An 18914-nucleotide genomic window follows, 5' to 3' on the forward strand; every position below is an offset into this window, starting at 1 on the left:
CACGCCGTACACGCGCCCTTCAGTCACGACGAGGATCGGACACCCCCCATGAGCAATCGCAACAGCCAGGCAGGCAAGTCGGCGGCCCGCGAACGGATCCGCGCCGAGCGGGAGAGGCAGAAGAAGAAGGAGAGGACGCGCCGCCAACTCACGGTGGCGGGCGCCGTGGTGGGCGTCCTGGTCGTCGCGGGCGCCATCGGTTTCGCGGTGGTCAAGGCGACCGAGCCCACCGGCTGGGAAGCCGCCAAGGAGGCGAAGCTGGTCAAGCCCGCGCACACCCAGGGCAAGAACGGCACCGAGATCCTGATAGGCGACAAGAACGCCAAGGAGACCCTGGAGGTCTTCGAGGACCTGCGCTGCCCCATGTGCGCTTCCTTCGAGCAGAGTTCGGGCAAGTCCCTGCTCAAGGACATCAAGGACGGTCGCTACAAGGCCCGTTTCACCCTCTACACCTTCCTGGACGGCAACCAGGGCGAGGGCTCGAAGAACGCGCTGAGCGCGCTCGGCGCCGCGCTCAACGTCAGCCCGGACGCCTTCCTGGCGTACAAGTCCGCGCTGTACTCGGCGAAGAACCACCCCGACGAGCGGGACGACGCGTACGCCAAGGACGCCAGGCTGATCGAGGTCGCGGCCGAGGTGCCGGCGCTCCAGCACAACAAGGCGTTCGAGACGGCGGTCAAGAAGGGCACCTACGACCGCTGGGCGATGGACATGACGGCGCTGTTCGGCCGCAAGGGCATCAAGGCCACGCCGTCCTTCATGCACGGCGACAAGAAGCTGGTGCTGCCCGAGGTGCCGCGGCAGCGGATGACGCAGGAGGAGTACAACGAGTACGCCGACGCCAACTTCCGGAAGATGATCGACAAGGAGTTCGGCCCGGCGAAGGGCACCGGCAAGGACGGCGGCAAGGAAGGCGGCGGAAAGGGCATCGCCGCGGGCGAGAAGGACCCGACGGCCGGGCACTGAGCCCCGCCGGCCGCGCCGCCGCGGCGCAACTGCCGTACGGGCGACGGGTGGATGAATTCCAGGAGCGCGCTCTCCCCGTCGCCCGTACCGGCCAGTAAGGTGATCCGCCGTGACCGATCACGACCAGATCTCCCGCCGCACCGCCGTCACGGCCGTAGCCGCCACCGCCGCCCTGCTGCCGCTCGCCGGCGCCCCCGCAGCACTCGCCGCGACCGCCCACGAGGCGCCGGACCCGGGGCAGTTGTTCCGGCACGGCGTCGCGTCGGGCGACCCGCTGCCGGACGGCATCCTGCTGTGGACCCGCGTCACCCCGGCGCCATCGGCGGTGCCGGGGTCGGGCCGCGGCCCGGCCACCGAGGTCGGCTGGGAGGTGGCCGCCGACCGGGACTTCACCGAGGTCGTCGCCCGCGGCCACGCGACCGCGAGCGCGAGCGCCGACCACACCGTCAAGGCCGACGTGCGCGGACTGCGGCCCGCCACCCGCTACTTCTACCGCTTCACCGCGCACGGCACGCACTCCCCCGTCGGCCGCACCCGCACCGCGCCCGCGCACGACGCGGCGGCCGGCAATGTCCGCTTCGGCGTGGTCTCCTGCGCCAACTGGGAGTCCGGCTACTTCTCGCCCTACCGCCATCTCGCGGCCCGCGCCGACCTGGACGCGGTGCTGCACCTCGGCGACTACCTCTACGAGTACAAGTCCGGCGAGTACCCGGACTTCGCGCACGTCGTACGCCCGCACGCGCCCGCCCACGAACTCCTCACGCTCGCCGACTACCGCACCCGGCACGGCGTCCACAAGACCGACCCGGACGCGCTGGCGCTGCACGCCGCGCACCCGGTCATCGCGATGTGGGACGACCACGAGTTCGCCGACAACGCCTGGTCGGGCGGCGCGGTGAACCACACCCCGGACACCGAGGGTTCCTGGAGCGCCCGGATGGCGGCGGCGAAGCAGGCGTACTTCGAGTGGATGCCCGTCCGCCCGTCCACCGCCGGAACCACCTATCGCAGGCTGCGCTTCGGCACCCTCGCCGATCTGCACCTGCTGGACCTGCGGTCGTTCCGCGACGAGCAGGCGAAGCCGGGCAGCGGCGCGGTCGACGACCCGGGCCGCACGCTCACCGGACGGGCCCAACTGGACTGGCTCAAGGCCGGACTCGAACGCTCGGACACCGCATGGCGGCTGGTCGGCACGTCGGTGATGGTCTCTCAGGTGGCCTTCGGCGCCGTCCCCGCGCACCTGCTCGGGCCGCTCGCCGAAGTACTCGGCCTCCCCAAGGAGGGCATCGCCGTCAACACCGACCAGTGGGACGGCTACACCGACGACCGCCGCGAACTGCTCGGCCACCTCAGCGACCGCTCCATCGGCAACACCGTCTTCCTGACCGGCGACATCCACATGTCCTGGGCCAACGACGTGCCGATGCGGGCGGCGACCTACCCGGCGACCGCTCCGGTGGCGACCGAGTTCGTGGTCACGTCCGTCACCTCGGACAACGTCGACGACATCCTGCGCGTCGCCCCGCAGACCGTCTCGCTCGCCGGGGTCGCCGCGATACGGGCCGCCAACCGGCATGTGAAGTGGCTGGACATGGACTCGCACGGCTACGGCGTCCTGAACGTCACCGCCGAGCGGACGCAGATGGACTACTTCGCGGTGTCCGACAAGACCGACCCGCAGGCCACCAGCCGCCTGCTGCGCTCGTACCTGACGCGCTCGGGCACCCAGCGGGTGGAGCGGAGCCAGGTACCGGTGCGCTGAGACGGCGCGGGCGGCGCGGAACCCGGCACCACCGGGAGACGCGCCGCCCGCCCCCGGTCCGCTACAGACCGGCCAGGAATCCCAGCGCCACCTTCCAGGCGCTCTCCGCCGCCTCCGCGTCGTAGTCCGGGAGGTCGGGGTCGGTGAAAAGGTGGCCGGCGCCCGCGTAGCGGAAGACCTCGACGTCCGCGCCCGCCCGGCGCATCTGGAGGTACCACGCGGTCAGCCAGTCGTGCGGCTCGTACGGGTCCGGGTCGGCGACGTGCAGCTGCACGGGCAGCTCGTCGGCCTCGGTGTCCTCCGCGATGTCCGACGTGCCGTGCAGCAGCAGGAGGCCGCGGGCCTTCTCGTCGGCCAGCGCGAGGTTCTGGGCCACCGAACCGCCGAAGGAGAAACCGGCGTAGACCAGACCGCGGTCCGAGTACGGTGCCGCCGCCGTCACCGCGCGCCGCAGCAGCTCGTCCTTGCCGATCTCGTCCTTGATCACGATGCCGTCGGCGACCGAATCGGCGGTCCTGCCGTCGAACAGATCGGGCACGATCACCTCGTGCCCCGCGGCCCGCAGCCGGTCGGCTCCCGCGCGGACCGCAGGACGCAGCCCGCACACCGAATGAAACAGCACAATCGTCGGAGAACCGCTGGTCACGGGCTCGGTGGAGGCCGGCACTGAGATCACACCCTTGTTGTTGAATCGCTCTGCGCCCATCCTGCCAGTTACCGTCGGTGGAACCGCCACGCGCGCCTCGCGCCGGGCGCCGCACACCCTCGCACAGGGAACTGACCGCTCCGGCACGGCCGGGAAACCGCACTGTCAAGGAGGATTCCGACGTGTCCATGGAGGACGTGCTGCGTCCACTGACCGTCATCGGCGGCTCGCTCGTCATCACGCTCGTCCTGGGCTGGCTCGCCGACCGGGCCCTGCGCCGCATCGACGCCGCCCACCCGGAGACCCCCCTGTGGGGGCTGCTCCGCCGCTGCCGGATACCGCTGCGGCTCCTGTTGTGCGCGGCCCTGTTGCGCGGTTCGTACGACGCGACCGGCCTCGGTCTCGTCGACGACCACACGGTGGGGATCGGCCGGACGCTGACCCTGGTACTGATCGCGGCGTCCGCCTGGCTCGCGGTGCGTGCGTCGGCGGCGATCGTCGAGGCGTCGTACTCGCGCTACGCGGCGAACGCGCACGACCGGGCGCGGGTGCGGCGGGTACGCACCCAGATCACGCTGATCCAGCGGGTGGTGACCGCGGTGGTGATCATCGTCGCCGCGTCGGCGATGCTGCTGACGTTCCCCGCGATGCGCACGGTCGGCACCTCCGTGCTGGCCTCGGCAGGACTGCTGGGCATCGTCGCCGGTGTCGCCGCCCAGTCCACCCTCGGCAACCTCTTCGCCGGGCTGCAGATCGCCTTCGGCGACATGGTGCGGATCGGCGACACGGTCGTGGTGGACGGCGAGTGGGGCACGATCGAGGAGATCACCCTGACGTTCCTGACCGTGCGGACCTGGGACGAGCGGCGGATCACCATGCCGGTGTCGTACTTCACCGGCAAGCCCTTCGAGAACTGGTCGCGCGGCGGCGCCCAGATGACCGGCACGGTCTTCTTCCACCTCGACCACTCCGCGCCGCTGGAGAAGATGCGGCAGCGGCTGCACGAGATCCTCCAGGAGTGCCCGGAGTGGGACGGCCGCGCCTGGAGCCTGGTGGTGACCGACACCACGCCGTCCACGATGGTGGTCCGCGCACTGGTCACCGCCCGGGACGCGGACACCATCTTCACGGTGCGCTGCCAGGTCCGCGAGCGGATGATCGAGTGGCTGCGCACCGACCATCCCTACGCGCTGCCGCGGATCAGCACCGCGCCGGCCCCTGGCCACACCCCGGCCGCCCTCATCGAGCAGCGGGCCGCCCCGCCGCTGTCCAAGGACGGCCGCTGAGCGGCCGGTCCGCTCCCCCGGCCGCGCCGTCCGCTACGGCGTACCGCGCAGGCTGCGCATGTCGAGCTGGCGCAGCACCCGGTCGACGATCTCCGGGTCGACACCGGGCTCGCTGCGGGCGGCGAGCACCTCGTGGCGGGCCGCCGACAGCATCTCGCCCTGGATGCGCTGCACCTTCTTCATCCGCGTGATGCGCTTTTCGAAGTGCTCGCGCCGGTCGTCGTCCACGATGTCGGGCGCGATCCTGGCCCCGATGTCGTAGGCACGGCGGGCCAGCTGGTCGTTGATCTCCTCGGGCAGCTCCTCGACCTCCAGGATCTCCCGCAGCCGGTGCTTGCACGCCTTGATGACGCGCAGCGCCAGCGCCCGCTCCAGCTCGTCCTCGGCCTCCGTGTCGGCCCGCACCCGCAGCTTGCGCACCAGCCAGGGCAGCGTCAGGCCCTGCACGACCAGGGTGGTGAGCACCACGGCGAAGGCGATGAAAAGGATCTCCTCGCGGGCGGGGAAGTCGCCGCCGCCGTCCACCGTGTACGGGATGGCCAGCGCCAGCGCGACGGACGCCACCCCGCGCATCCCCGACCACCACATGATGAGTGTCTCCCGCCAGCTCATCGGGATGTCCTCGTCGAAGTCACGCCGCTTGTGCATCCGCTTGGCGAGCCAGGCGGCGGGCAGCAGCCACAGCAGGCGTACCGCGACGACCACGCCGACGACGGCCGCTCCGGCGCCGAGCATCTCGCCCCAACGGCCCGACGCGGCGCCGAAGATGTTGTGCAGCTCCAGGCCGATCAGGCCGAAGGCGACGCCGGTGACGAGGGTGTCGACGACTTCCCAGAAGGTGTATCCGGCGAGCCTGCCCATCACGTCGTCGGCGTCGACCGCGTACTCGGCGAGGAAGAGCGCGGTGGTCAGCACCGCCAGCACGCCGGAGCCGTGGAACTCCTCGGCGATGACGTAGGCGATGAACGGCACCAGCAGGGTCAGGCCGATCTGCAGCGTCGGGTCGCCGAGCAGTCCCATCAGCTTGTTGGCGACCCAGCCGAGTACCAGCCCGACCGCTATGGCGACGACGGCGGAGAGCACCAGCGAGCCGACCGCGGCGGGCGCGGAGAAGGTGCCGCTGACCGCCGCTGCCAGGGCCACGTGGTAGAGCACGATCGCGGTGACGTCGTTGAACAGCCCCTCGCCCTCCAGGATGGAGACCATCCGCCGGGGCAGTCCGAGCTTGCCCGCCACCGCGGTGGCCGCGACCGGGTCGGGCGGCGCGACCATCGCGCCGAGCACCACGGCCCCGGCGAGCGGCATGCCGGGCACCACGGCCTGCGCGACCGCGGCGACGGCCGCGGTGGTCGCGAAGACCAGCGCGACGGCGAGCAGGAAGATCGGCCGGATGTTCGCGGTGAACTGCCGCCAGGAGGTGCGCTGCACCGCCGCGTAGAGCAGCGGCGGCAGGACCAGCGGAAGGATGTACTCCGGCGGAATGTCGACGTTCGGGACGAACGGCAGCAGCGCGAGCACGGCGCCGGCCAGGGTCATCAGCACCGGTGAAGGCAGCCCCAGCCGGTCACCGACAGGGACCGTGACCACAGCCCCGAGAAGAAGCAAGAACAGCAGGGCGAGCTGGTCCACGGGGTTACACTCCGGGGTCGATTTCGATCACATTCCGCCCCAAGCCTGCCATGTCCGCACAGCAACCGGTCTCGGCCGGTCCGCCCGATGTGCGGACGCCGCCCTGTTACGGCGTCAGGAACTCTCGTCCCGCACGGTGTCCAGCGCCCGCTGGAGGTCCTCGGGATAGGCGCTCTCGAACTCGACCCAGCGGCCGTCCGACGGGTGCTCGAAGCCCAGCCGCATGGCGTGCAGCCACTGCCGGGTCAGCCCGAGCCGCTTGGCGAGCGTCGGGTCGGCGCCGTACGTGAGGTCGCCGACGCACGGGTGGCGGTGCGCGGACATGTGCACCCGGATCTGGTGGGTGCGGCCGGTCTCCAGCTTGATGTCGAGCAGGCTGGCCGCGCGGTACGCCTCGATCAGGTCGTAGTGCGTGACCGACGGCTTGCCCTCGGCGGTGACCGCCCACTTGTAGTCGTGCTGCGGGTGCCGCCCGATGGGAGCGTCGATGGTGCCGCTCATCGGGTCCGGGTGGCCCTGGACCAGCGCGTGGTAGCGCTTGTCGACCGTGCGCTCGCGGAACTGCTGCTTGAGCAGCGTGTAGGCGCGCTCGGACTTGGCGACGACCATCAGCCCCGAGGTGCCGACGTCGAGACGGTGCACGATGCCCTGCCGCTCGGCGGCACCGGAGGTGGAGATGCGGTAGCCGGCCGCGGCGAGGCCGCCGATGACGGTGGTGCCGCTCCAGCCGGGGCTGGGGTGCGCGGCGACACCGACGGGCTTGACGATCACCACGATGTCCTCGTCGTCGTGCACGATCTCCATGCCGTCGACCGGCTCGGCGATGATCTCGACCGGCGCCGCGGCCTGCGGCATCTCGACCTCAAGCCAGGCACCGCCGTGCACCCGCTCGGACTTCATCACCTCGGCGCCGTCGACCCGGACCTTGCCGCCCGCCGCCAGCTCGGCGGCCTTCGTACGGGAAAAGCCGAACATGCGGGCCAGCGCGGCGTCGACGCGCTCGCCCTCCAGGCCGTCCGGTACGGGCAGGGTGCGGATCTCGGGAAGGGTGCTCACCCCACGAGTATGGCAGTCCGGCGGGGGTGACCTGCCCGGCGGTGGATCCGCGGCCCGTGACCCCTGCGGGCGGTCAGTCCTTGTGGACCGTGCCGTCGGGATCCAGGCCACGGAAGGACAGGATCACGACCAGGACGCCACCGCAGACGATCGCCGAGTCGGCGAGATTGAACACCGCGAAGTTCGCCGGGGCGATGAAGTCGACCACCGCGCCCTCGAAGACACCGGGCGACCGGAAGATGCGGTCGGTCAGATTGCCGAAGGCGCCGCCCAGCAGCAGCCCCAGAGCGATAGCCCAGGGAAGGCTGTAGAGCTTGCGGGCGATCCTGGCGATCACCACAATCACCGCGGCGGCGATCAGCGAGAGGAAGACCGTCAGCGCCTCGCCGATGCTGAACGCCGCGCCGGGGTTACGGATCACGTCGAACTGCAGCAGCGTCCCGATCACCTCGACGGGCGCGTGGTGCTCCAGCTTCGCGACCACCAGGAGCTTGCTGCCCAGGTCCAGCAGGTACACGACGAGTGCGACGAGGAGCAGCGCGAGGATCCGCCGCTTGCCGCGGCCCGCGCCCTGTCCCGGCTCCGCCGGCCGTCCGCCGTCGGACCCGGCAACGGGTTCCCCGCCGGAACCCGTACCGGGGTCCGGCGTACCGGTGGTGCGTCCCGCCTCTGCCACGTGTGCGTCCCTCAGCCCGTCGGTCCGTGACCAGGCCACGCCTGGCACAGCACGAGGGTACGGCACCGGCATACGGGCGCGACCGGGCCGGGAGACGCCAGGACCTGCCCTCAGCCGCGCCGCTCCTGCTTCTGTTTGCACTCCACGCAGAGCGTCGCGCGCGGGAACGCCTGCATCCGCGCCTTGCCGATCGGTTTGCCGCAGTTCTCGCACAGCCCGTACGTGCCCGCGTCCAGCCTGACCAGCGCCCGCTCGGTCTGCAGCAGCATCTCGCGGGCGTTGGACGCCAGGGACAGCTCGTGCTCGCGGGTGATGTTCTTGGTGCCGGTGTCCGCCTCGTCGTCGCCCGCGCCGTCCCCGGAGTCGCGCATCAGCCCGGCGATGGCGTCCTCGGAGGCGGCGATCTCCGCACGCAGCCGCTCCGCCTCGCTCATCAGGCCGGCCCGCGCGTCGGCGACCTCGTCCGGCGTCCAGGGCTCCTCACCCGGCCGCACGGCCAGCTCGTCAGGGGCCGCCGCCGCGCGGGCCTTGGGCACCGCCGATTCCTCACCGTGTGCCGCCCGTGCCGCCGCGGTCTTCTTCGCCACCACCGTCTTGGCTCCCGTCTTCTTCGCGGGCACCGCGGCCTTCCCGGCCACGGCCTTCTTCGCCGGCGTCTTCTTCGCCGGGCTCTTCGCGGTCTTCTTGGCCGCCGCCTTCTTGGCCGGGGACTTCGCGGCTTTCTTGGCCGGGGTCTTCTTCGCCGCGGCCTTCTTCGGGGCCGGCGTCCCGGCGTCCGGCGCGTCGGCGTGCGCTCCCTCCGGAGCCGGCCGCGTCGCGTCGGCCTCTTCGGCAGGCGTCGTGCTCTTCTTCGCGGCGGTCTTCTTCGCCACCATGGCCGCGACCCCTTCACATATGTGATCTTGTTCGTGAATCGTGACGGGAACGATAAATCGCCGCACCGACCGCGGCAACGGGACGCACCGCCCATACCCCCGCTCTGCCCTCCGTTGTGCCCCGCCCCCGCCCCGGTAATCCGCCGCGCCCCCGGGACGCACCGCAGGCCCGCCCCGCTCCGGGCACCCCGCGGCCGGCCCCGCGCATTCGGGTCACGCCGGTGCCGGGACGCCCCGGGGCGCGGCGCCGGAAAACCGGTCGGCCGCTGTCGCCGCGGGCCCGTACACTGGGCCCAGCGAAAGGCATCGACGGGACGAGTAGCGTCGTACGCAGCCAGCAGCGATCCGGGGACGGTGCGAGCCCGGAGGCGTGCGCGACGTGAAGATCACCCCGGAGCCGCCGGAAGAAAGCCCGCGGGATCGCCCCCGGGGTGAGTAGAACCGGCAGCGCGACCCCAATGAGGGGGCGGTGGAGCGTCACCGCCAAGGAGGGTGGTACCGCGGGAGCACGGCTCTCGTCCCTCCGGACGGAAAACACAGCAGGTGTCCGCCGGAGGAAGCCCCCGATGAGTCCGCAGCCCCAGTACCGCCAGGTACCCGCCCAGGTAGACCTCCCCGCCCTTGAGCACGCCGTGCTCGATTTCTGGCAGGAGCAGAAGGTCTTCGCCCGTACCCTCCAGCAGTCCGATGGCCGGCCCGAGTGGGTCTTCTACGAAGGCCCCCCGACCGCCAACGGCATGCCCGGCGCCCACCACATCGAGGCGCGCGTCTTCAAGGACGTCTTCCCCCGGTTCCGCACGATGCAGGGCTACCACGTCGACCGCAAGGCCGGCTGGGACTGCCACGGCCTCCCGGTCGAGCTGGCCGTGGAGAAGGAGCTGGGCTTCACCGGCAAGAAGGACATCGAGGCGTACGGCATCGCCGAGTTCAACGCCAAGTGCCGCGAGTCGGTGACCCGCCACACCGACGCCTTCGCCGAGCTGACCACCCGCATGGGGTACTGGACCGACCTCGACGACCCGTACCGCACCATGGACCCCGACTACATCCAGTCGGTGTGGTGGTCCCTCAAGGAGATCTTCGCCAAGGGCCTGCTCGTCCAGGACCACCGCGTCGCCCCCTGGTGCCCCCGCTGCGGCACCGGCCTCTCGGACCACGAGCTGGCGCAGGGCTACGAAACGGTCGTCGACCCGTCCGTCTTCGTCCGCCTCCCACTGACCTCGGGCCCGCTGGCCGGCGAGGCCGCCCTGCTGATCTGGACGACCACCCCCTGGACCCTGGTCTCCAACACCGCCGTCGCCGCGCACCCGGACGTCACCTACGTCGAGGCCACCGACGGCACGGAGAAGCTGGTCGTCGCCGAGCCGCTGCTGGAGAAGGCGCTCGGCGATGACTGGCAGCCCACCGGCCGGTCCTTCACCGGCCGCGAGATGGAGCGCTGGTCCTACGAGCGCCCCTTCGGCCTCGTCGATCTTGAGGGCGCCAACTTCGTCGTCAACGCCGAGTACGTCACCACCGAGGACGGCACCGGACTCGTCCACCAGGCCCCGGCCTTCGGTGAGGACGACCTCAAGACCTGCAAGGCGTACGGCCTGCCGGTGGTCAACCCGGTCCGCCCGGACGGCACCTTCGGCGAGGAACTCCCGCTCATCGGCGGCCAGTTCTTCAAGAAGGCCGACGAGGCGCTGGTCGCCGACCTGGACACCCGCGGCCTGCTCTTCCGTCACGTCCCGTACGAGCACAGCTACCCGCACTGCTGGCGCTGCCACACCGCGCTGCTCTACTACGCCCAGCCGTCCTGGTACATCCGCACCACCGCGGTCAAGGACGCCCTGCTCCGCGAGAACGAGAACACCAACTGGTTCCCGGATTCGGTCAAGCACGGCCGCTTCGGCGACTGGCTCCAGAACAACATCGACTGGGCGCTGTCCCGCAACCGCTACTGGGGCACCCCGCTGCCCATCTGGCGCTGCGATGACGACCACCTCACCTGCGTCGGCTCGCTCGCCGAGCTGACCGAGCTGACCGGCACCGACCAGTCCTCGCTCGACCCGCACCGCCCGTTCATCGACGCGGTCACCTTCCCCTGCCCGACCTGCGAGGCCACCGCCACCCGCGTCCCCGAGGTCATCGACGCCTGGTACGACTCGGGTTCGATGCCGTTCGCGCAGTGGGGCTACCCGTACCGCAACAAGGAACTGTTCGAGAAGCGCTACCCGGCGCAGTTCATCTCGGAGGCCATCGACCAGACCCGCGGCTGGTTCTACACGCTGATGGCCGTCGGCACCCTGGTCTTCGACAAGTCGAGCTACGAGAACGTCGTCTGCCTGGGCCACATCCTGGCCGAGGACGGCCGCAAGATGTCCAAGCACCTGGGCAACACCCTGGAGCCGATCCCGCTGATGGACCAGCACGGCGCCGACGCGGTCCGCTGGTTCATGGCGGCCGGCGGCTCCCCGTGGGCGGCCCGCCGCGTCGGTCACGGCACCATCCAGGAGGTCGTCCGCAAGACCCTCCTCACCTACTGGAACACCGTCGCCTTCCAGGCCCTGTACGCCCGCACCTCCCAGTGGGCGCCGTCCGCCGCCGACCCGGCGCCCGCCGACCGTCCGCTGCTCGACCGCTGGCTGCTCGGCGAGCTGAACACGCTGGTCGAAGGGGCCACGGAGGCCCTGGACGCGTTCGACACCCAGCGTGCGGGCAAGCTGCTCTCTTCCTTCGTCGACGACCTCTCCAACTGGTACGTCCGCCGCTCCCGCCGCCGCTTCTGGCAGGGCGACCCGGCCGCGCTGCGCACCCTGCACGAGGTCATCGAGACCGTCACCCGCCTGATGGCGCCGCTCACCCCGTTCATCACCGAACGGGTCTGGCAGGACCTGGTCGTCCCGGTCACCCCGGACGCACCGGACTCCGTGCACCTGTCCTCCTGGCCGGTCGCCGACCGGGCCAGGATCGACCCGACGCTGTCCGCCCAGATGCTGCTGGTGCGCCGGCTGGTCGAACTGGGCCGGGCGACCCGCGCCGAGTCCGGCGTGAAGACCCGTCAGCCGCTGTCCCGTGCCCTGGTCGCGGCGCACGGCTTCGCGGACCTCTCCGACGACCTGCGCGCACAGATCGCCGAGGAGCTGAACGTCTCGTCCCTGGCATCGCTCTCCGAGGTGGGCGGCTCCCTCGTCGACACCACCGCCAAGGCCAACTTCCGTGCCCTGGGCAAGCGGTTCGGCAAGGGCGTCCAGGCGGTCGCCAAGGCCATCGCCGGCGCCGACGCCGCGGCCCTCTCCCTCGCCCTGCGGAGCGGCGAGGCCGCGGTCGAGGTCGACGGTGAACGCGTCACGCTGGCTCCCGACGAGGTCATCATCACCGAAACCCCGCGCGAGGGCTGGTCGGTGGCGTCCGACTCCGGCGCGACCGTCGCCCTGGACCTGGAGATCACCCCGGAACTGCGCCGCGCAGGGCTGGCCCGTGACGCCATCCGCCTCATCCAGGAGGCCCGCAAGAACAGCGGCCTCGACGTCGCCGACCGGATCGCGCTGCGCTGGGAGTCATCCGACGAGGAGGTCCGCCGGGCACTCGCCGACCACGCCGGCCTGATCGCCGACGAGGTGCTGGCCACCGGCTTCGCCGCGGAAGGGGACGCCACCGACGCCGCGGACGGCTACGGCGAGCAGTTCTCCGACGAGGCCCTGGCCCTGGCCTTCCGGCTGCGCAAGGCGTAACCCCCGGGCGGCTCCGGCCGCCATACGCCACCGGGCCCCCGGCGCACACCGCGCCGGGGGCCCCTCTTGTGCTCCCACACGCCGTCACCGTGCGGACTCTGCGCCCCCGAGACGCACACCGCGGACGGTAAGCCGGGGCACATTCGGCCACACAAAAGGCCGGGCCCCGAGGGAAGTTTCCCTCGGGGCCCGGCCCTGATTGCCGACCGTGTCCGACGCCTGGGCGTCAGTACGTCAGTTGTCGTCCTCGTCGATGAGGAAGCCGCGCATCGGCGACGGCGCCTGCCCCATCGGCTGCGGGCTCTGCGGCCTGACCGGAGCCATCGGCTGCGTCATCGCGGGCGACATCTGCTGCTGACCGCCGTACGAAGGGCCGCCGCTGGAACCGCCGTTGTGGCTGCCCATCGACTGACCGCCACCCATGGTGTGGCTGCCGCCCATGCTGCCCGCACCGGCCGACGCCATCGAAGGCGACGGCGGCAGCGAAGCGGTCGCCGGGGTCCGCGGCGGGGCCAGCGAGTCGTCCGCCTGGTTCTCCAGCTGACGCAACTGGCTCTCCAGGTACGACTTCAGACGCGTGCGGTACTCGCGCTCGAAGCCGCGCAGGTCCTCGACCTTGCGCTCCAGCGTGGCGCGTGCGGACTCCAGCGAGCCCATCGCCACGCGGTGCTTCTCCTGCGCGTCCCGCTCCAGCGCGTCGGCCTTGGCGCGGGCGTCCCGCTCCAGGCCCTCGGCGCGGCTGCGCGCCTCGCCGACGATCTTGTTGGCCTCGGAACGGGCCTCCGCGATCGCCTGGTCGGCGGTCTGCTGAGCCAGCGACAGCACACGAGCCGCGCTGTCACCACCGGGGCCACCCTGCTGCTGCGCCTGCGGCAGCTGCTGCGGTCCGCCGGGGCCGCCCAGGGGGCCGCCACCCATCGGACCGCCGGGGCCCATCGGGCCGGGACCGTGCGGTCCGCCCTGCGGGCCGTGCCCACCAGGGCCTGCCGGCAGCTGGGGTGCTCCACCGGGCAGTTGGGGAGGTCCACCCATCCCCTGCTGCTGCGGCGGCACCGGCTGCGGACCGGATATGGCGGCGGGCACCGGTGCACCCGGTCGCTGCTGCTGCTCCTGCTGCTGGTCCTGCTGTTTCCGCAGGCCCTGTTGCTGCTGGTTCTGCGCGGCGGCACGCGTGGCGGCGGCCAGCTTCGCGCGCAGATCCTCGTTCTCCCGCAGCAGGCGGGTCAGTTCGGCTTCGACCTCATCGAGGAAGGCATCGACCTCGTCCTCGTCATAGCCTTCTCGGAGGCGGACGGTCGTGAACTGCTTGTTCCGCACGTCCTCGGGGGTCAACGGCATCTCTACTTCACCTCAACGTAGTCGTCGGCAATCGGCAAGACCGTATCGTTCACACCAACAACACCGACCTCACGACGGTGATCAGGATGTACACGATGATCATCAATACGAAGAAGGACAGGTCGAGCGCCACGCCCCCGAGACGCAGCGGCGGGATGACCCGCCGCAGAAGCTTGAGTGGCGGATCAGTGACAGTGTAAGTGGCCTCAAGAATGACGACCATTGCCTTGCCGGGTTGCCATGAACGGGCGAACTGGAAGACATAGTCCATCACCAGCCGGAAGATCAACACGATCAGGAAGCAATACAGCGCGATGTAGATCACCTGCCCAAAGACACTCATCTCGCGCGTCCCTCCCCTTGATCCCTGTGTTGGCCTCGCGGCCTTGGTGTGCCCGGTGTTGCGTCTCAGCTCTGGTTGAAGAACCCGCCCTCAGCGATACGGGCCTTGTCCTCCGCCGTGACATCGACGTTAGCAGGCGACAACAGGAACACCTTCTGCGTCACCCGCTCGATGCTGCCGTGCAGACCGAAGACAAGACCGGCCGCAAAGTCGACAAGTCGCTTCGCATCCGTGTCGTCCATCTCCGTGAGATTCATGATCACCGGAGTGCCCTCACGGAAGTGTTCCCCGATGGTACGGGCTTCGTTGTAGGTCCGGGGGTGAAGTGTGGTGATGCGGTAGGGCTCCCGCTCGGACACAACTTTGGGCATGATCACCGGTGCGTTCTTCTCCAGATTCGGACGGTCGGGTGTGATGGATGCCACGGGGGCGATTCGGGCGGGTCGTCCGCTTTCAACGGGGAGCGAAACGGGCTCGCGCTGCGCGGGAGGCTGCACGGATCTGACCGGTTCCTCCCGTTCCGGGCGTGTCTCGGGCTGCACTTGGTGCTGTTGCCGCCGTCCTCGATCCGGTTCCGGGTCAAGCTCGGGCTCGAACTCGTCGTCGGGGTCGAAGCCCCGGCCGTCGTACCCATCGTCCTCCACGAGGCCGAGGTAGACCGCCATCTTGCGCATCGCGCCGGCCATTCTCTGCGTCCTCCGCTCTGTGGTGGATCGGCTCCGTCACCGGGCGCCTTGGATCCACTCGGCCTGTCCCGCTTCTTGCGGTAATGACCATATTTTGTGCTGTGGTCCGACTCTTGGCGACGTTACCCGAGGCGTGGTCGGACTCCGAGTACCGCAGTGCCGACGCGTACATGTGTCGCTCCGGCCGCTACGGCGTCTTCCAGGTCCGTACTCATGCCTGCTGACACCATGTTGGCAGCAGGATAAGCGGCGCGCAGGTCGGATGAGATTTCCATCAGCCGCTCGAAAGCGGCGCGTTGGCGACCGGCGTAGGTGCCGGACAGCGGTGCGACCGTCATCACACCGTCCAGGCGCAGCCCTTGGGCCCCGGCGACCTCCTCTGCGAGCGCCGGAACTCCGTCCGGTGCCACCCCGCCACGGCTGCCCCGCTCCCCCGACCCGGCGTCCAGCGCGACCTGGATCAGACACCCGATCTCCCGCTCCGCGCGCACCGCTTCCCTGGAGAGCGCGGTGACGAGCCTGGCGCGGTCCACCGACTGCACGAACCCGGCGTAACCGGCCACCGAGCGCACCTTGTTGGTCTGCAATTGACCAACAAAATGCCAAGTAAGGGGGAGATCGGCACATTCGGCAGCTTTGGGTGCCGCATCCTGATCGCGGTTCTCCGCAACCTGCCGCACCCCCAGCTCGGCGAGCAGCCGGACATCGCTCGCGGGATAGGTCTTGGTGACCACGATCAGGGTCACCTCGTCGCGCCTGCGGCCCGCGGCGGCGCACGCGGTGGCGATACGTTCCTCCACCCGCGCCAGATTGCCGGCCAGTTCAGTCCTGCGGTCCGTCACAGCGTCAGCCGTCCAGCCATACGTAGCTCGCGAGCCGCCCGGTCGTGCGGTCGCGCCGATAAGAGAAGTGGTCAGCCGATTCCAGGGTGCAGATGTGGGAATGCTCACGGATCTGCACACCGGCTGCGGCGAGTTGGGCCGTCAGACCCGCGGCGATGTCCACGGCGGGAGTGCCCCAACCGGTCGTCGACCACGCCTGTGGCACCACCGCGGTGACGTCGTCCCGCAGTTCCGCGGGGACTTCGTAGCACCGTCCGCACACGGCGGGCCCGGTGTACGCGACGATCCGGTCGGCTCGCGCGCCGAGCCCGACCATCGCCTCGACGGCCGCCGGTGCCACGCCGGCCACCAGACCGGGGCGCCCGGCGTGCGCGGCGCCCGCGATCCCGGCGACCGGGTCGGCGAGCAGAACGGGGGTGCAGTCGGCGGTCAGTACCGCGAGCGCGAGTCCACGGCGCGCGGTCACCACCGCGTCCACGGAAGGGATGTCGTCCGTGCGCCACGGTCCCTCGACCACCGCGACGTCTTTGCCGTGCACCTGGTTCATCCAGACGACGGCGCCCGGGTCGAGGCCGAGCCCGCGCGCGGCGAGCGCGCGGTTGTCCCGTACGGACCGCGGGTCGTCTCCGACCGCACCGCCGAGATTGAGCTGATCGTACGGAGCGGCGCTCACCCCGCCCCACCTGTCGGTGAAGGCGAAGTGCGCGCCGCTCTCGTGGTGCTGTTGCCCTATCACGTGGGTTCTTCGGCTACTTCAGGAAGTCGGGGACGTCCAGCTCCTCGGCCGCCGTGTCCGAGTACGGACGGGCCGGGGGAACCTGCGGGGTGATGGTCGGCTGTGCCGGCACCTCACCCAGCGAGGGAGTCTCGGCCGAGACCGGCTCCTCGTCCCGTACGGGCACCGCGCCGAGTCCACCGAAGGACGAGGACCGCGGTTCGGCAGGGGCCGCCGGACGGCTCGGCGCGGGCGCCGGCTCGTCGCGCTTGGCGGAGGACGAACCGATCACCGTGTCCCGACGGGCCGGCGGCTGACCGCCGTCGAAGCCCGCGGCGATGACGGTCACCCGGACCTCGTCGCCCAGCGCGTCGTCGATGACCGCGCCGAAGATGATGTTCGCCTCGGGGTGCGCCGCCTCGCTGACCAGTTGCGCGGCCTCGTTGATCTCGAAGAGACCGAGGTCCGAACCACCGGAGATGGAGAGCAGCACGCCGCGCGCGCCGTCGATGGAGGCTTCCAGGAGCGGCGAGGAGATCGCCATCTCCGCCGCTGCCACCGCGCGGTCGTCGCCGCGCGCCGAGCCGATGCCCATCAGCGCCGAACCGGCCTCCGACATCACGGACTTGACGTCGGCGAAGTCGAGGTTGATCAGGCCGGGCGTGGTGATCAGATCGGTGATGCCCTGGACACCCGACAGCAGCACCTGGTCCGCCGACTTGAACGCGTCGAGCACGCTCACCTGGCGGTCCGAGATGGACAGCAGCCGGTCGTTGGGGATGACGATGAGGGTGTCGACCTCTTCACGGAGGCTCGCGATGCCGTCCTCGGCCTGGTTGGCGCGACGGCGGCCCTCGAAGGTGAACGGGCGGGTGACCACACCGATCGTCAGGGCGCCCAGCGAGCGGGCGATGTTGGCGACGACCGGGGCGCCGCCGGTGCCGGTGCCGCCGCCCTCGCCCGCGGTCACGAAGACCATGTCGGCCCCCTTGAGGACCTCCTCGATCTCCTCGCGGTGGTCCTCGGCCGCCTTGCGGCCCACGTCCGGGTTGGCGCCGGCGCCGAGTCCGCGGGTCATTTCGCGGCCGACGTCGAGCTTGACGTCGGCGTCGCTCATCAGCAACGCCTGCGCATCGGTGTTGATCGCGATGAACTCGACGCCCTTGAGCCCGACCTCGATCATCCGGTTGATGGCGTTCACGCCACCGCCGCCGATGCCGACGACCTTGATGACTGCGAGGTAGTTCTGCGGTGCTGCCACGTCGAAGGCCTCTCGCCTCGAGTTACGTGTCGTCGCCTCACATTCCGTGTGGACGCCGACTGATGCCGATGGGACGGTCCGTAATGCCGACCCGAACCCTAACGTTGAAGTTTAGGGTTACCTGTGCCTGTGTTCCTTGGAAGCAAAGTCCCTTTGGAACGAGACACTAAGTCGACAAGTGGCGCACGTTCAACGAACACGCCGAACCTCCCGTTTTTCTTTTCACCCTATGTGATCACCCATAGTGGTAGCCATCCAGGGTGCTGGCCTGCGACGACGTACGTCAACTCCCCGATACCGCAGGGGCACTGGGAACCGAGACATCGAAGTGGCGTGCGTCACGCGCGGCTTTCAGCAAGGAGGTGAGCACCTTGGCCTTCTCCGGGCCGCGTTCACCACTTCCCCACACCACGGTGCGGTTCCCGGCCAGTTCCAGAGTGATCGAGTCATAGGACCGAACGCGAACGATGCGGACCTGTTTGTGTACGTCTTCAGGCAGATCGGCTGCGGCTTCGACCGCGGCACGACGCAACCGGTCGTTTCCGAAACGGTGCAGACTCGGAGCGTCCTGCGCCGCCATTTCCAGTTGCGGAACGCCCTTCGGCGCGGTGTCGACGGTGGCGAAACGGACGCCCTCGACGTCCACTTCGATGAACTTCCGGTCCGATCGCATGATCAGTTCGGGTGTCCTTTCGGTCACCTTCAGACCGATGCGGTGCGGCCAGGAACGCACCACGTCCACGGTCCTGATGCGCGGCAGCCGCTTGCGCAGCCTGTGGGCCACGGCATCGGTATCGACCGATGCCAATGGCGCGTTCATCGGCACATCGGCCGCGTCAACGACCTCACGCGGGGTCAACACCTCGGTGCCGCTCGCCTTGACGCTCTCCACCCGCAGCCATGTCGAGCCGTAGAGCGCCCAGATGGCGAAGGCGGCGAGGAGAACGGCGAGGATCAGAATGATGATCGGACCACGGCGGCGCGGCCCGGGGAGCGGCAGCCGCAGCCGGCGGAACCACCGGGTGCGGGACGGTTCGGCGGCGGGCGGGCCGGACGACTTCTTCGCTCCACCGCTCCGGGCGGTCGTCGGTCCGGCCACGCTCCCCCTGCCTTTCGT

At 70.3% G+C, this 18914-nt stretch carries 16 protein-coding genes; 4 read left to right on the plus strand and 12 right to left on the minus strand.

Annotation, left to right across the window (positions count from 1 at the left end; translation table 11 throughout):
- Positions 1 to 48 precede the first annotated feature (48 nt).
- Positions 49 to 966, plus strand: a complete 918-nt coding sequence (locus ACGFNI_RS01300) for a thioredoxin domain-containing protein (RefSeq protein WP_393679471.1) — start codon at positions 49 to 51, stop codon at positions 964 to 966.
- Between the two features lie 109 nt (positions 967 to 1075).
- The gene (locus ACGFNI_RS01305) at positions 1076 to 2728 is read left to right on the plus strand and encodes an alkaline phosphatase D family protein (RefSeq protein WP_393679473.1); all 1653 of its coding nucleotides are present in this window, start codon (positions 1076 to 1078) and stop codon (positions 2726 to 2728) included.
- A gap of 61 nt (positions 2729 to 2789) precedes the next feature.
- On the opposite strand, the gene ACGFNI_RS01310 is transcribed toward ACGFNI_RS01305, so the two are convergent.
- The gene (locus ACGFNI_RS01310) at positions 2790 to 3395 is read right to left on the minus strand and encodes a dienelactone hydrolase family protein (protein WP_393680306.1); all 606 of its coding nucleotides are present in this window, start codon (positions 3393 to 3395) and stop codon (positions 2790 to 2792) included.
- Between the two features lie 167 nt (positions 3396 to 3562).
- Between ACGFNI_RS01310 and ACGFNI_RS01315 the strand changes: the two genes are divergently transcribed.
- The gene (locus tag ACGFNI_RS01315; RefSeq protein ID WP_393680308.1) at positions 3563 to 4660 is read left to right on the plus strand and encodes a mechanosensitive ion channel family protein; all 1098 of its coding nucleotides are present in this window, start codon (positions 3563 to 3565) and stop codon (positions 4658 to 4660) included.
- A 33-nt stretch (positions 4661 to 4693) separates the two neighbouring features.
- Here the strand turns inward: ACGFNI_RS01315 and ACGFNI_RS01320 are convergent, their stop codons facing one another.
- The 4 genes from ACGFNI_RS01320 to ACGFNI_RS01335 all read right to left on the minus strand — a co-directional run bounded on the left by ACGFNI_RS01320 (position 4694) and on the right by ACGFNI_RS01335 (position 8896).
- Entirely contained in the window at positions 4694 to 6289 is a 1596-nt protein-coding gene (locus tag ACGFNI_RS01320) for a Na+/H+ antiporter (protein ID WP_393679475.1), read from the minus strand.
- Between the two features lie 114 nt (positions 6290 to 6403).
- Positions 6404 to 7345, minus strand: a complete 942-nt coding sequence (locus ACGFNI_RS01325; RefSeq protein WP_393679477.1) for an RluA family pseudouridine synthase — start codon at positions 7343 to 7345, stop codon at positions 6404 to 6406.
- A gap of 73 nt (positions 7346 to 7418) precedes the next feature.
- The gene (gene lspA, locus ACGFNI_RS01330; protein ID WP_393679479.1) at positions 7419 to 8021 is read right to left on the minus strand and encodes a signal peptidase II; all 603 of its coding nucleotides are present in this window, start codon (positions 8019 to 8021) and stop codon (positions 7419 to 7421) included.
- A gap of 110 nt (positions 8022 to 8131) precedes the next feature.
- Complete coding sequence (locus ACGFNI_RS01335; protein ID WP_393679481.1) at positions 8132 to 8896, minus strand: TraR/DksA family transcriptional regulator; 765 nt, start codon at positions 8894 to 8896, stop codon at positions 8132 to 8134.
- 566 nt (positions 8897 to 9462) lie between these two features.
- Here ACGFNI_RS01335 and ileS point away from each other — a divergent pair.
- Positions 9463 to 12612: an isoleucine--tRNA ligase gene (gene ileS / locus ACGFNI_RS01340; protein ID WP_393679483.1), complete on the plus strand. Its 3150-nt coding sequence runs from the start codon at positions 9463 to 9465 to the stop codon at positions 12610 to 12612.
- 234 nt (positions 12613 to 12846) lie between these two features.
- On the opposite strand, the gene ACGFNI_RS01345 is transcribed toward ileS, so the two are convergent.
- The 7 genes from ACGFNI_RS01345 to ACGFNI_RS01375 form a co-directional block, all read right to left on the minus strand.
- Entirely contained in the window at positions 12847 to 13950 is a 1104-nt protein-coding gene (locus ACGFNI_RS01345) for a DivIVA domain-containing protein (protein WP_393679485.1), read from the minus strand.
- 49 nt (positions 13951 to 13999) lie between these two features.
- Positions 14000 to 14293 (minus strand): YggT family protein, encoded by a 294-nt coding sequence (locus ACGFNI_RS01350; RefSeq protein ID WP_227049009.1) that lies wholly within the window; start codon positions 14291 to 14293, stop codon positions 14000 to 14002.
- 65 nt (positions 14294 to 14358) lie between these two features.
- On the minus strand, positions 14359 to 14979 hold the full coding sequence (locus tag ACGFNI_RS01355; RefSeq protein ID WP_393679487.1) for a cell division protein SepF: 621 nt from the start codon (positions 14977 to 14979) through the stop codon (positions 14359 to 14361).
- A 122-nt stretch (positions 14980 to 15101) separates the two neighbouring features.
- The gene (locus tag ACGFNI_RS01360) at positions 15102 to 15821 is read right to left on the minus strand and encodes a YggS family pyridoxal phosphate-dependent enzyme (protein ID WP_393679489.1); all 720 of its coding nucleotides are present in this window, start codon (positions 15819 to 15821) and stop codon (positions 15102 to 15104) included.
- 4 nt (positions 15822 to 15825) lie between these two features.
- Positions 15826 to 16557: a peptidoglycan editing factor PgeF gene (gene pgeF / locus ACGFNI_RS01365; RefSeq protein WP_393679491.1), complete on the minus strand. Its 732-nt coding sequence runs from the start codon at positions 16555 to 16557 to the stop codon at positions 15826 to 15828.
- Between the two features lie 13 nt (positions 16558 to 16570).
- Positions 16571 to 17797: a cell division protein FtsZ gene (gene ftsZ / locus ACGFNI_RS01370; RefSeq protein ID WP_393679493.1), complete on the minus strand. Its 1227-nt coding sequence runs from the start codon at positions 17795 to 17797 to the stop codon at positions 16571 to 16573.
- Between the two features lie 283 nt (positions 17798 to 18080).
- Positions 18081 to 18896 (minus strand): cell division protein FtsQ/DivIB, encoded by an 816-nt coding sequence (locus ACGFNI_RS01375; protein ID WP_393679495.1) that lies wholly within the window; start codon positions 18894 to 18896, stop codon positions 18081 to 18083.
- Positions 18897 to 18914 lie beyond the last annotated feature (18 nt).

Source organism: Streptomyces sp. NPDC048644 (genome assembly GCF_043199105.1).
GTDB lineage: Bacteria > Actinomycetota > Actinomycetes > Streptomycetales > Streptomycetaceae > Streptomyces.